Origin of the sequence: Vibrio sp. 11-4(1), assembly GCF_013048625.1 — a bacterium.
Classification (GTDB): Bacteria; Pseudomonadota; Gammaproteobacteria; order Enterobacterales; family Vibrionaceae; genus Vibrio; species Vibrio diabolicus.
Genome location: NZ_VHSY01000001.1, coordinates 459,951 through 472,200 on the forward strand (window position 1 = coordinate 459,951; position 12,250 = coordinate 472,200).

The 12,250-nt window shown below is 43.4% G+C and carries 14 protein-coding genes; 6 read left to right on the forward strand and 8 right to left on the reverse strand.

From position 1 onward, the window contains the following. Positions 1–37: 37 nt before the first annotated feature. Together FKN16_RS01815 and FKN16_RS01820 are read right to left on the reverse strand one after the other, a co-directional pair. Positions 38–1,246 (reverse strand): acetyl-CoA C-acetyltransferase, encoded by a 1,209-nt coding sequence (locus FKN16_RS01815; RefSeq protein ID WP_074190703.1) that lies wholly within the window; start codon positions 1,244–1,246, stop codon positions 38–40. A gap of 12 nt (positions 1,247–1,258) precedes the next feature. Continuing rightward, complete coding sequence (locus tag FKN16_RS01820) at positions 1,259–1,999, reverse strand: SDR family oxidoreductase (protein ID WP_005398281.1); 741 nt, start codon at positions 1,997–1,999, stop codon at positions 1,259–1,261. A 1,005-nt stretch (positions 2,000–3,004) separates the two neighbouring features. Between FKN16_RS01820 and FKN16_RS01825 the strand changes: the two genes are divergently transcribed. Continuing rightward, positions 3,005–3,625: a LysE family translocator gene (locus FKN16_RS01825; protein ID WP_170901871.1), complete on the forward strand. Its 621-nt coding sequence runs from the start codon at positions 3,005–3,007 to the stop codon at positions 3,623–3,625. A gap of 16 nt (positions 3,626–3,641) precedes the next feature. Further along, positions 3,642–3,908, forward strand: a complete 267-nt coding sequence (locus FKN16_RS01830; RefSeq protein WP_012842361.1) for a hypothetical protein — start codon at positions 3,642–3,644, stop codon at positions 3,906–3,908. A gap of 62 nt (positions 3,909–3,970) precedes the next feature. On the opposite strand, the gene secF is transcribed toward FKN16_RS01830, so the two are convergent. From secF to FKN16_RS01850, 4 genes are all read right to left on the reverse strand, one after another. Continuing rightward, the gene (gene secF, locus FKN16_RS01835) at positions 3,971–4,873 is read right to left on the reverse strand and encodes a protein translocase subunit SecF (protein WP_005397711.1); all 903 of its coding nucleotides are present in this window, start codon (positions 4,871–4,873) and stop codon (positions 3,971–3,973) included. Positions 4,874–4,875: 2 nt separating this feature from the next. Further along, positions 4,876–6,714: a protein translocase subunit SecD gene (gene secD / locus FKN16_RS01840; RefSeq protein WP_170901872.1), complete on the reverse strand. Its 1,839-nt coding sequence runs from the start codon at positions 6,712–6,714 to the stop codon at positions 4,876–4,878. 165 nt (positions 6,715–6,879) lie between these two features. Continuing rightward, positions 6,880–7,359 carry a hypothetical protein gene (locus FKN16_RS01845; RefSeq protein WP_170901873.1) on the reverse strand — a complete coding sequence of 160 codons (480 nt, stop codon included), beginning with the start codon at positions 7,357–7,359 and terminating at the stop codon, positions 6,880–6,882. Between the two features lie 125 nt (positions 7,360–7,484). Next, positions 7,485–8,153, reverse strand: coding sequence for an SH3 domain-containing protein (locus FKN16_RS01850; protein WP_048624833.1), 669 nt, complete (start codon positions 8,151–8,153; stop codon positions 7,485–7,487). A gap of 103 nt (positions 8,154–8,256) precedes the next feature. Between FKN16_RS01850 and FKN16_RS01855 the strand changes: the two genes are divergently transcribed. Beyond that, positions 8,257–8,805 (forward strand): ATPase, encoded by a 549-nt coding sequence (locus FKN16_RS01855; protein ID WP_104973894.1) that lies wholly within the window; start codon positions 8,257–8,259, stop codon positions 8,803–8,805. A 271-nt stretch (positions 8,806–9,076) separates the two neighbouring features. Beyond that, the gene (locus tag FKN16_RS24815; protein ID WP_031780651.1) at positions 9,077–9,307 is read left to right on the forward strand and encodes a hypothetical protein; all 231 of its coding nucleotides are present in this window, start codon (positions 9,077–9,079) and stop codon (positions 9,305–9,307) included. Positions 9,308–9,331: 24 nt separating this feature from the next. Here FKN16_RS24815 and FKN16_RS01860 read toward each other — a convergent pair whose 3' ends face one another. Together FKN16_RS01860 and FKN16_RS01865 are read right to left on the reverse strand one after the other, a co-directional pair. Beyond that, a complete protein-coding gene (locus FKN16_RS01860; RefSeq protein WP_005397716.1) occupies positions 9,332–9,955 on the reverse strand; it encodes a class I SAM-dependent methyltransferase in 624 nt (207 codons plus the stop codon). Positions 9,956–9,960: 5 nt separating this feature from the next. Then, positions 9,961–10,416 carry an Lrp/AsnC family transcriptional regulator gene (locus tag FKN16_RS01865; protein WP_031780652.1) on the reverse strand — a complete coding sequence of 152 codons (456 nt, stop codon included), beginning with the start codon at positions 10,414–10,416 and terminating at the stop codon, positions 9,961–9,963. Positions 10,417–10,564: 148 nt separating this feature from the next. Here FKN16_RS01865 and FKN16_RS01870 point away from each other — a divergent pair, with 148 nt between their 5' ends. Together FKN16_RS01870 and FKN16_RS01875 are read left to right on the forward strand one after the other, a co-directional pair. After that, the gene (locus FKN16_RS01870) at positions 10,565–11,491 is read left to right on the forward strand and encodes a DMT family transporter (RefSeq protein WP_006741159.1); all 927 of its coding nucleotides are present in this window, start codon (positions 10,565–10,567) and stop codon (positions 11,489–11,491) included. 94 nt (positions 11,492–11,585) lie between these two features. Further along, positions 11,586–12,248, forward strand: a complete 663-nt coding sequence (locus tag FKN16_RS01875) for a flagellar brake protein (RefSeq protein ID WP_170901874.1) — start codon at positions 11,586–11,588, stop codon at positions 12,246–12,248. Positions 12,249–12,250: the final 2 nt, after the last annotated feature.

The window sequence follows — 12,250 nt, forward strand, 5'->3', positions numbered from 1 at the left end:
CTCCTAGAGAAAGAATTAAAAATGTCCGTTTAAATAATTACTTAACTGCTTTTATAACCACAGCCGTCCCCATGCCGCCACCCACACAAAGTGATGCGACACCATATTGACCATTTTGCTTATGAAGCTCGTGAACAAGCGTCACTAAGATTCGGTTGCCCGATGCACCAAGTGGGTGACCTAGCGCGATAGCACCACCATTAAAGTTCGCTTTATCTTGAATCGCGTTAACGGGAACTTGGTTGGTTTCCGCCAACTGATGAATCACGCCAAGTGCTTGCGCGGCAAATGCTTCGTTTAACTCGTAAACGTCAATGTCGTTTACCGTTAATTCTGCTTTTGCTAATGCTTTATTGACTGACTCCACTGGACCTAGACCCATGATTTTCGGATCAAGCCCCGATTGCGCATAGCTTACGATCTCAGCAATAGGCGTGAGTCCATGCGCTTTAACTGCGCTCTCAGACGCGACGATAATTGCACTCGCACCATCGTTAATACCTGATGCATTCCCCGCAGTCACAGTGCCTTCACGGTCAAAAGCAGGGCGCAGCTTGCTTAACGCTTCCATAGTCGCATTAGCCTTTGGGTATTCGTCGGTATCGAATAGCACCGTTTCACGGCGTTGCTTTACTTCTACGGGCACAATTTCGTCTTTGAATTTACCCGCTTCGATTGCCGCCACCGCTTTCTGTTGGCTAGACAGCGCATACTCGTCTTGCTGTTGACGGGTTAGGCCGATTTCTTTTGCAACGTTTTCTGCCGTCACACCCATGTGATATTGGTTGTAAACGTCGGTTAAACCGTCCGCTACGAGCAGGTCTTTCAGCTCTAGGTTGCCCATTTTGTTGCCATCACGAATACTACTTGGCGCGGCAAACGGTATCTGAGACATGACCTCAACACCTGCTGCAACAACAATCTCTGTATCGCCACTACGGATATGTGAAACTGCATCCATGACCGTTTTCATGCCACTGCCACAAACCATGTTTACGCCATACGCAGGAACCGCGTCCGGAATCCCAGCGAACAATGCCGCCTGACGACCGACTCCCATGCCTTGACCTGCGCCGACAACGTTGCCAACAATGACTTCGTCAATCTTGTCGGCATTCAACTTCGCCGCTTCCAATGCGCCCTTAATCGCTACTGCTGCCAAATTGCCAGCAGAGGTATTTTTCAGACTGCCACCAAAGGCGCCAATTGGAGTGCGCTTCGCTGCTACGATAAACACTTTTTCCATCATCTTATCTCCTTAGTGCATGTATAGGCCGCCGTTCACCGACAAAGTCTCACCGGTGATATAGGCTCCTGCATCGCTGACCAAGAAGCTGACTGATGCTGCAATTTCTTCTGGTGTAGCAAGGCGTTTCATTGGGATTTGATTCGTGATGGATTCCAATACTTCTGGCTTCATTTGCTCAACCATTGGTGTACCAGTGTAACCTGGCGCAATAACATTTACTGTCACACCCGAACGAGCACCTTCATACGCCAACGCTTTAGAGAAACCTATCATCCCAGCTTTCGCCGCCGAGTAGTTTGCTTGACCAAACTGCCCTTTTAGGCCATTGACTGAAGAGATGTTAATAACACGACCACCGCCTTTTTCGCACATAGCAGCGAACAGAGGTTGCGTAACGTTGAATAGACTATTGAGGTTGGTATTAATGACGTCATTCCAAGCTTGCGCAGTCATCTTTTTAAACACGCCATCACGTGTGATACCTGCGTTGTTGATAACGACATCAATGGTCCCTTCTTCCTCAAGTAATTGCGCTAACTTTGCTGCACACTCTGCAGTGTTTGTTACGTCCAACTCAAAAAGGCGAACCTGATCTTTGGTAAACCCTTTACTGTTGAACCACTCCAACGCACATTCATAGTTGCCTGTGAAATACGTAGCGATTACACGGTAACCATCATTCACTAATTGAGAGGAAATAGCAGAACCAATTCCGCCTTTTGATCCGGTGATCAAAGCGACTTTCTTCATCGAAGACTCCATTCTTAACGGCATTTAAAAAAGCAAACTAAATACACTGATGAAATAAATCACCAACTGACGTGTTTATTTATTCTTTTGGCTATCAATCCTGTGATGCCTTTTATTTTAAGTTAAACCAGAAATATTACATTTCAAATAAAAAACTAATCCATTTGCATAAGATTGATTTAGATCTCATTAAACATGAAATGTTATAAAATGGTTAACTATTTATAAGTCATTGTTTTAAATAAAATAAAGTTAAACACAAGCTTATCAGAACATAAATTTAATCATTATTTATCAATAAGTTACATACCGAACAGTGGACGTTACATCATCTCATGATTTCAGATACTACTCTCATGCTCAGAGTTGTTATCTATAAATACGATTAGAATAATAATTCAAATATCAATATAAGCAATTGTCAGTAATATCATTTAATTACTAACTTAAATGATATTACTGACAGTATAACCTTAATTTTATATTTATAGTTTTACTTATGAAAACTGGTATATTTAGAATGTAAAAAATAGAAGAAAACGTCTCATTTTGGTGCAGTTCGCACTATTATGACGCAGCAATTAAAAAATAATTTCAGTTTTATTTTAAATATCCAAATAACATCAATTAACTAGCATTTAACGTATCGAATCACTTTTTATCTATTGAAGTACCGGTACGGTGCAATATTCGATAGTGCCATCTCCTAAAGCAATCATCTAGATTCTTTAACCCAGTAAATTGATGTTATACCCAAATGACGTCAAGATGCAGAAATCGTGTCAGTGACATGCTCCGCAGGGCGAGTTTCCTTATCCCACAGCCTTTGTTAACGATTTTTGATTTAGAACCACTAGATCTTCAAATCGTTGCCGTGCCTGTGAGCCAAGTCATTCTCGCTGAACCTAGCACCTTGAGGTTATTTGGGGATATTTGGGGATAGTATCCTTTATCAATTTGCACTATCTTTGTGGCTTCTATCAAATCACTTAGTTATCAACAAACATGAATCTTGCATTGCTCAGTATGTTCATCCCTACCTTCTTTTTTGTCTCAATTACACCAGGAATGTGCATGACGCTCGCCTTAACGCTAGGAATGAGTATCAGTTATCGCCGCACATTATGGATGATGATTGGTGAACTCGTCGGTGTCGCGCTGGTTTCAGTCTCGGCAGTACTAGGGATCGCAGCGATCATGCTCAACTATCCTTGGATGTTTATCGCACTAAAGTTTATTGGTGGCGGCTACTTACTCTATCTTGGTGTAGAAATGTGGCGATCTCGAGGTAAGTTAGCAATAAATGTCGATAATTTAGAAAAACCCAAAAGTGGCAATGTCGCGCTCATCATGCAAGGCTTCGTTACCGCTATCGCAAACCCAAAAGGCTGGGCATTTATGATTTCTCTACTGCCGCCTTTTATCGATCAAAATGCGGCTCTTGCTCCACAGCTGATCGTGCTTGTCTCCATCATCCTTCTTTTTGAGTTCATTTGTATGTCTCTGTATGCCACGGGTGGCAAAGGACTGAAACGCGTGTTGGGTCAATCAAAGAATGTGCGTCTGATGAACCGTATCGCGGGCACTTTAATGATGGGGGTTGGTGTTTGGCTATTACTGAGCTAAAGCAACGCTGGAAATGATGAAAAATATCCTAAGAAAAATTACGCGAAACATAAGTGAAGTATTAGATTTTCAGGCCCGAGTTTGGGTCGTAAACGTTTATGCTGGAGAACACAAAGGCGAATCTTACGTTGTAAACGAAGACAGCTTTTCTGAGCCATTGCAATGGATGAAAAAGAAAGGTTATCACACATCCATGCTGCGCCTGGTTGAATCGATGAAGCGCTCTCAAATCATTGAGTTCGATTTAGGTCACGTCAAACACCGCCTGATGCGTGTGAAATAGCACAAAGTAAAACGCCACTCAAACTGAGTGGCGCAAGCACTTTTTACCTTCAACACCTCGCATTACGGCGCGGTATCAATCTCAACAGGCAAGTAATGCTTCGGTTCTAGTTTGAACAGCTCAGGTAATACGGTACCAATGGAAATGGAAGACCATGTACCTGATAGCACACCAATAAACATCGCTGTTGAGAAACCCGCTAGCGGTGCTCCCCCCATAATCCATAGTGCACCAACAGTAATCAGTGTTGTGCCTGAAGTCACCATCGTTCTAGAGAACGTCGCGATGACAGCCTGGTCATTGATGTCTTCCATTTTCCAACTTTGTTTCGCGATCAGTAGCTCACGAATTCGATCTGAAATGATGATCGAATCATTCAACGAGTAGCCTAAAATTGCCAATACGGCAGCAAAAACCGTTAAGTTGAATTCCATTTGGGTAACGGCAAAGAAGCCGAGGACGACAATTACGTCATGAGCCAGAGCAAATACAGAGCCACTCGCTAAGCGCCATTCAAAACGGAAACACAAGTAACCAAGGATGCTCAGCACACAAATCAATAGTGCTAAACCGCCTTGATCAAACAAATCCTGACCAACTTGAGCACCAACAATACTGTTGCTGACGACATCAACTTGATGTGAAACTGGCTTTAATACCTCTTCCACACTCGGCAGAGTTTGTCCTTCTTCTGGGGCGGAGTAGCGAATAAGCCAACGACCATCTTCACCTGTGCGGGTGACAGAGGTTGATTCACCAAGTTTTGGTTGCAGTGCATCAAGCAGATCGTGGTTGGTTAACGACTTATCGACTTTCACTTCTGTCACCATACCACCAGTGAAATCCAAGCCAAGATTCAACCCTTTAAAGCCCAGAGCACCAAGCGCGATCACCGTCAAAACGATAGAAACTAGCGTAGTGAAGTGGCGAATTTTACGAATATTTTGTTTTAGCATTTCGACCATGATTAAACCCTCACATCACGACGGGCATCTCGGCCCCAAATTAAATTGATCATTGCTCGAGAGGCAAATACGCCTGTAAACATACTGGTTAACAAACCTAATCCGAGTGTTAAAGCAAAGCCTTGGATTGGACCGTTACCGATGGCGTATAAAATCACGGCGGTGATCATGGTAGTAATGTTGGCATCAAGGATGGTCGAGAACGCGCTATCAAAGCCCAGATCAATCGCTTGAGCGAAACTGCGGCCTTCACGCATTTTGTCCTTAATACGTTCGAAGATAATAACGTTGGTGTCCACTGCCATACCAACGGTTAACACCAACCCTGCAATACCTGGAAGCGTTAGCACCGCACCTGGTAACAAGGCAATTAAGCCAAGCAAACAAAGCATGTTGGCACAAAGCGCCACGTTCGCCACCCAACCTAAGCGGCGGTACCAAAGGGCCATAAAGGTCAGTGTTAAACCCATACCCAAAGCAAGTGCCGCAAAGCCATTTTCAATGTTTTCAGCCCCCAAAGAAGCACCAATAGTACGCTCCTCTACGATAGTAACCGGGGCTGTTAGCGAACCCGCACGAAGTAATAGTGCTAACTGCTGTGCTTCGTCCATGCTGCCAGCGCCGGTAATACGGAATTGGCTACCAAGTTGAGATTGAATAGTCGCAACGCTGATAACGCGCTCGCTGCGCTCTGTTACGCCACGATCGTTTGTCTTGTATTCGCGGTAAACCGTCGCCATTGGCTTGCCAATATGCGTTGCAGAGAAATCACTCATCTTTTTACCGCCCGCGTGGTCAAGCGAGATGTTAACTTCTGACATACCCATATTGTCTACGCCTGCACGAGCGTTAACAATGTGCTCACCCGTTAGGACTGGTCGTTTCTCCAGAATAACCGTTCGGCCATCGTTATCTTTCAGCACAAGATCTTGGCCGCTTCGCGCTTGGCCTGCATCTTTCACTTCGTAGAATGCCAAACTCGCAGTGGCACCAATAACGTTTTTCGCTTGTGCTGGGTCTTGTACACCTGGGAGCTCGATACGAATGCTGTCTTTACCCTGACGCTGAACTAATGCTTCCGTAATACCTAGCTCTTCAATACGACCACGCATAATCTTCAAGTTTTGTTGCAATGTCGTTGATTGGAACTCTTGAATATTCTGCTCACTTGGCTCAAGAACAAAACCGCGAGACGAGCTTTTCACCAGCCAACCAGGATAGTTTTGACGCAAGAATTTATTTACTTCAGCCAGGGCGGTATCACTCTCACTGTTTACCGCAATGCGGTTACCACTTTCTGCACGAATTTGTACACCACGCACGCGCTGATCTCGCAGGCTTGCTTTGATCTCATCGATCAAAGCATTACGTTGCTCCTCAAATGCTTTATTTACGTCGACATTCAAGAGGAACTGTACCCCACCGCGAAGGTCAAGACCGAGTTTGATTGGGCTAAAGCCCATCTCATTCAGCCACTCTGGAGCAACAGACACATATGAGAAGGTAATGCTGTCTTCTTTATTTAGCTCATTGTTTAGTAACGCACGAGCTTTGCTTTGCGCATTTTCATCATCGAATACAATGGTTGTTTTGCCATCTTTTTCGATGATTTTGTCTGCTGAGATGTGATTGGTTTTCAGTAGTTGATTCAACTGAACCACCGACATTTCACTGCTGTTTTGGTTTGAAAACGTTAGCTGGATCGATGGTTGCTCACCGAACCAAGTCGGAATCGCGCTTAACGTTAAGATAATGACCGTCGTGATTAATACGACATATTTCCAAGCTGAATAGTGATTCATCAGCTTTCTGTTCTTTTGCTGCTTTGCTGTTTTTTTCATGTAAACATCATCCCTTCACTACGAAGTGAAGCTTTTAATAACAAGGCTTAACACACGACAGATGCCCCCAGAAAAAAATTCAGGGTATGAAATGCTCAGGACGGTTACGCCCTGTTGAATACAATCGTCGTGTTAAGAGTGCACAATGGTGCAAATAGATGGTGTTTAGGCAGAAAATTGACTATTGAGTGCGACGTACATTGCGTTGGTCTCTTTCCAACCAGAAATGCGATGATCGCTTGTGAAATGATAAAAAGTGTACTGGTTTTGACGCCAATTGATATCCATCAGGCTGTAGGCATAACCTGCGTCAGCATAGAAAGGCGTGTTTAGGTCACCAACAACGTCAACATGCTCATCATCGAGGCCTTCACGTAAGTGAGAAACCCAACGTTGAGTATTAAATAGGGCTAGCGAATCAAGTCTTGCGTGACTTTCAGAAATCGGAGACTGCGTCGTTTCTTCTGAGACTTCAGAAAAATCGATTGAGGTATTTGCAAAAGCAATACTCGCAACAAATGGTTGCAGCTTAGAAAAGTAAGGTAAATGAGCTTTCTGATCGATTTGCGCAGCAAAAACATGCGCTGGTAGTAATACCATCGCAAGCAGCATAAAAAGCAATTTTTTCAAGCAAATCTGAGACATAAGAACTCACTAAAAACAAAACGAGTCGAGTTTTTTCACTCGACTCGATGATAGTATTCCTATTAATTATGGTTCACAACTAAAAAGTTATAAATCTCTAGAGGCTTTAAACTAAAGGCGCTCTGTTAGCGGTAAAAGATATCGCCTTTATCGACATCTAAATAGATTTTGTTCTCTTGCTCCAAACCACCACAATAAATGAAGTACACATTGCGCTTGTCATAAGTAACCGAACGAACCCAGCCACCGAGCTCTTCAAAATCACTCGGATCACAGGTTTCATCGTCTAACAATTGCTGGGTTTTCTTGCGGAAGATGTCCAAGTGGACTTTTAAATCATCCGACTTCTGCAAATATCCATCCAGTATTTCTAAACGCTCTTGTTCTTTAATAACTGGCTCTGCATCAGATAATCCTTCGGCATTCAACCACTCAGCTTTTTCTTCACCGCCCTCTTCATAAACAAGGTAACCAGAGATTCGATACCAACCATCCACTTTTTCTAACACCGATACTTTTTCTCCCTTATAGAGCGTATCGACAACCAAAGCATTAGCATTTGGCTTATTGTAAACATTGATTCGACGCTCAATGACATAGTATTCGGTCACTTCAGGAGGGGAGGTTTCTAAATCCAGAATCGGTTTGGATATTTCTTCTTCCACTGGCGCTTGCTCCACTTGCGCAGCTTTTGGCGCCTCAGGTTCATCTTTCTGCATAAAGAAGAAATAGTATCCAGCACCCGCCCCACCGAGCAACAGTATGACAATCAATGCGATGAGAATTTTCTTCATGTACTTTTCCTTTTCATTCTTTGTTCTTATCTCACCGGCAACACGCATGTCGCGGAAATTTGGGTATATACTCAAAAGGGTCGGTCAACTAACGCGAGCAATAATGATCAACAAACTCAATTGGATACTGTTGCTTCTTCTGTTCCCCATTGTGGGGCACGCCAATATTCAATGTAACCCGTCGTCGTGGAATGACAATCTTACCCAATTCAATCGTTTAGAGTCCAATTACAATAAGCATGTTGAGGTATTCAATGCACTTTTAGCCGAACATAAGCAGCGCCAGTTATTGTCCCAAACCTTTTCCCTACATGAACTCGTGTTACTTTGGCGCGCTCGCTCGAACCAAAATGCGTTCAAAACTCAATTAAAAGCCTCCATTCAATATAAAGAAGAACTCACGACTAAAGCTAATGAGTTGATTAAATTGAGCACACAATCTCAATGGTCAGCAAATGGATGGAAGAAACTTGCCCAAAAGTGCCGTGAGTCAAACGAAACTGCCAATCAAATCACTGCGGAGTGGTATAACACCAACGCTTTGCAACTTACCGAGGATTACAAACGCCTTTCTTCACAGTACCAAGCACTAGCGCAACTCTATGATAAAGAAGCGAGATCGCTTCAATACGCTCAAGATGTTTCGAGGTAAAAATCGAGCTCGTTTTGAAAAGACGATGTCGGGTTTTCACTCCAATATTGGACGTTATTCGTGCTTTAATTCCCTCTTTTAGTGATCCCAACATTATATGTAAAAAATGGGACTGTTCCCTTTTACAAACTTGACTAAACCATGACCAAGAGAGGCAACTTATAGAGACATACGTCACAATAATGCTTTACTTATGGCCAATTTTTGGTTAATTTACCCATTAATAAAATTTAATAAAAAGTCACATTTGGCTGGAGATGATGCTACAACCATGGTTATCAATCGATTAAGTAACAGGGACTGTCCTAATGCTACCAAAGCCAAGTTTTTGTCAGTAGTTAGGCACGTAAAAGAGTTTGGTTCAATCAGCGATTTGGACCTTTGTAAAATCTTCGGAGAAACAATTTGGAGTGATGGGAGGGAATACCATTCAGCTGCGTTCTCATTCAAGGTTGATAGATACACAGGTAACTGTGAAATCTCACAATACAAGCACCAATAAGGCTTAAGAATTTATAAGGCGGAGTTAGGAAACTGATTCCGCTTTTTTGATCATCGCGATCGTAAAGTCGTGATCGGAATAACCCTCGATCAATTGTGCGTCTGGACATAGCCATCGGCAATAGCGTAACACCCCAACTTTATTATGCGATGCGAGCATTCTCATGCTCGGCAGCTTTTCTTCATCCAATAAGTTAAACACGCACCCTTTCTCTGCGGCCCGGTACATTTTCTCGATCATCTCAATGGTATGATTTGGATTCGCGGATTGATAATTCAATGATCCAGAAGCAAAGACATAATCACTACGGGGCAATACCAACGTTGAAAAGTCACCGCATACGAACTCACTTTGAGTACGAAAGTCCCGCTTTCTGGCCTCAGAGATAAACTGTTTTTGCTGATCAATGCCAATATAACTTTGGGGGCGCAGATTGTTGAACTCAATAAACGCTAATAAGTCTCCGTAGCCGCACCCAATATCTAAAAGACTTGAACCGTCTAACGTTAACCCACGGCACAAGGCTTCAAATCGACTGATTTGGCTGTACTTATCTCTCCATCCCAGCGTTCGCGCTCTGTCTGTACCGAACTGTCGGTATCGCTTTCGGTGATAGTGAGCAATCTTAAGTCTATCGAGAAATTTCATCTTTCTTATGCATAAATCGGCAAGCTTCCATTTCCTTTCACTTGTCTAATCGCCAAGTGCGTATGGATATCTTTTACGTTTTCTAATCGTTGTAGCTTTCTAGTGAATGTTTCATAACCAGCGAGATCTTTGCTGACCACTTCTAACAAATAATCATAAGCCCCTGATACAACATGGCACGAGATCACTTCGTCCATTTCAACAACAGCATGTTCAAATTCATCAATCGAAGAAGCTTGGTGGTTGTTCAAACTGACTTCAACAAATACGGTCATCGCAATACCCACCGTGTCTCTGGACACAATGGCTCGATAACCGCTAATTACGCCCTCCTGCTCTAAACGCTTAATGCGTCTTGCACAAGGTGATGCCGATAATCCTACTTTGTCAGCGAGCTCTGCCGTAGTCAGGGTTGCATCCTTCTGCATCAAGTTGATCAGTTGCCTGTCAATTTTGTCCATTTTTCCTTCCATGCCAATAATCACTAACAATTGACATTTATACGTGCTTTATCACCAACATCAAGCTTAATTACGTCAAATTTTGCCTCCCTTTGGCACGAGTTTTATTCAACAATTAACACATCATTTACAAATGGACATGCCGACAATGATCTTGGGATACGCAGCTATATTAACGACCTTACTGCTTTGGTCTGGTTTCTTTATTTCTTTAAAAGGGGGCGCAATTTCTAATTTGCAGCCAGCCGATATCGCGTTAGTTCGCTTTCTAATCCCAAGTTTAGTTTTATTACCATTTGTGATTAAGCATAAGCAGGCGCTTCGCGTCGTGCCTAAACGCTACCTAACTGGTGTTGTGGTAGGGAGTGGCCTGCCCTACCTGCTGGTCGTCGGCACAGCTATGCACTTCGCTCCCGTGGCGCACGGCAGTGCATTAGTACCTGGCACTTTGCCATTATTTGTTTCTGCTATCGCGGTGTTGTGCTATCAACAGTCGCTGAGTGCTCACCGCTTAATCGGGCTTTCTACGGTGTTGTTAGGGATTTTTGTATTCCTTCTTTCTAATAGCGGTGCAGAGTACAACTGGTCTCAATTACAAGGCCACATCTTGTTTCTAACCGGTAGCATTATGTGGGCTGTTTTCACCATCAGTGCTCGTGTTGCTAACCTTAATGCGCATGTCTGTGCTGGATTCGTTGCAATCGCGTCTTTGGCACTGCTCATCATTGCGGTTGGCTTCGGATGGGTAGATAGTTACCTAGCGATAACGCCGATCAGTCAGTGGCCGTGGGAAGAGTTATTTGGCCACGCGATGTTGCAAGGTGTCGGCGCAGGCTTAATCGCCTCTTTTACCTTTATCTATGCAATCCGAATTATTGGCGCCGAAGCCAGTGCTGCTTTTGGGTCATTAACTCCAGTCGTCGCGACACTTCTTGCCGTTCCAATTTTTGGTGAACAACCAGATTCACTGACTTGGTTAGCGCTGATGCTGGTAACCTGCGGCAGTATTGTGGCAAGCCAAATCTTTATGAAAGATGGAATGAGCCAAACTTATCGCCCACCACTTCACAGATAGCGATAATTTTACAAAAACTTTTGTCCTACTATCTTGAATAACAAAATGGCGTTTTGATAGCCTCGATTTAACCAATAATTAAAACGCCAATGTAATGCCTGCCACTCATACTAAAGATGAACTGCATAGATTCCTCAAACCGGGAATGAAACTTTCGACTAATTTCGAGTTTGGGCCTAAGGACCAGTATACGTATTCCACCACCTATCTTGGGATGAAAGAGAACGCGTATTTGATTCTTGATATACCGATGCGTTTGCTTGAAGAGCAAGTGATGAGAAAACTCCCAAACGCCGATGTCATCGTGCGTGGTGTATCAGATACGGAGTTAGGCCATGTCATTGCATTTAAATCCAGTGTTCTAACAACTGCGGTTCGTCCTTCGCCCCTTTTATTTATTCGAATTCCAGGAACATTTGCAACCAAACCAGTCCGGGAACACGAACGATATAAGCTGCAAATGGACTGTAAGATTGTTCACGCGGGGAATGTTTACGACGGTAGCCTTATCGACTTCTCACTGGCAGGTATTGGTATCTCAACCTTTATAGAGCCTGAATTCAACGTTGGTGAAAGTGTCACTATCGACTCTTCTCTAAGTCACTATATCGGAGAAGAAAATCGGTGTGTCATTGCCAACATTAAGAAGTTGGTGAAAGGCTGGGTAATAGGAATTAAGTTTGAAAGCCCAATAACGATGAGTCACGAGCTAAAAACAGAGTTACTGGAGCAGTCCTTTCTAACCAGTAACGTCTGAAC